We start from the raw sequence: 677 nt of genomic DNA on the forward strand, positions 1-677 counted from the left end.
GAAATAATGAAATGCCTGGGTGGCGGAACTGGTAGACGCACAGGACTTAAAATCCTGCGGGTGGTGACACCCGTGCCGGTTCGATTCCGGCCCTAGGCACCAAATATAATCTAGTGATGATGGCAAGGAGGTCACACCTGTTCCCATACCGAACACAGAAGTTAAGCTCCTTAGCGCCGAGGGTAGTACGCAAGTGCGAGAGTAGGACGTTGCTAGGTTGTACAATGCCTCAATAGCTCAGTTGGTTAGAGCACTTGACTGTTAATCAAGGGGTCCTAGGTTCGAGTCCTAGTTGGGGCGCCATTATAATAATGGCCCGTTGGTGAAGCGGTTTAACACACATGCCTTTCACGCATGCATACACGGGTTCGAATCCCGTACGGGTCACCATTTATTAGTGCCGAAATAGCTCAATTGGTAGAGCAACTGACTTGTAATCAGTAGGTTGCGGGTTCAAGTCCTGCTTTCGGCACCATTAATTTAATAGGGGTGTAGTTTAACGGTAGAACAGCGGTCTCCAAAACCGTTAGCGTGGGTTCGATTCCTGCCACCCCTGCCATGGCGATTGTGGCGAAGTGGTTAACGCACCGGATTGTGGCTCCGGCATTCGTGGGTTCGATTCCCATCAGTCGCCCCATAAATTAGTAGATAACATCCTTAAAGGATGTTTTTTTTAT

General features: G+C 49.2%; 6 tRNA genes and 1 rRNA gene. All 7 read left to right on the forward strand.

The features are described 5' to 3' along the window. Positions 1-13: 13 nt before the first annotated feature. The 7 genes from HMPREF9402_RS03905 (at position 14) to HMPREF9402_RS03935 (ending at position 637) form a co-directional block, all read left to right on the forward strand. Positions 14-102 (forward strand) — tRNA-Leu (locus HMPREF9402_RS03905). A 7-nt stretch (positions 103-109) separates the two neighbouring features. Further along, positions 110-218: ribosomal RNA gene (rrf, locus tag HMPREF9402_RS03910) — 5S ribosomal RNA — on the forward strand. An 8-nt stretch (positions 219-226) separates the two neighbouring features. After that, a tRNA-Asn gene (locus tag HMPREF9402_RS03915) sits at positions 227-303 on the forward strand. Positions 304-313: 10 nt separating this feature from the next. Then, positions 314-390: transfer RNA gene (locus tag HMPREF9402_RS03920), tRNA-Glu, on the forward strand. A gap of 9 nt (positions 391-399) precedes the next feature. After that, positions 400-475 (forward strand) — tRNA-Thr (locus HMPREF9402_RS03925). Between the two features lie 10 nt (positions 476-485). Further along, positions 486-559 (forward strand) — tRNA-Trp (locus HMPREF9402_RS03930). Positions 560-561: 2 nt separating this feature from the next. Beyond that, positions 562-637, forward strand: a tRNA-His gene (locus HMPREF9402_RS03935). The last annotated feature ends 40 nt before the right edge of the window (positions 638-677 follow it).

Source organism: Turicibacter sp. HGF1 (assembly GCF_000191865.1).
Taxonomy (GTDB): domain Bacteria; phylum Bacillota_I; class Bacilli_A; order MOL361; family Turicibacteraceae; genus Turicibacter; species Turicibacter sanguinis.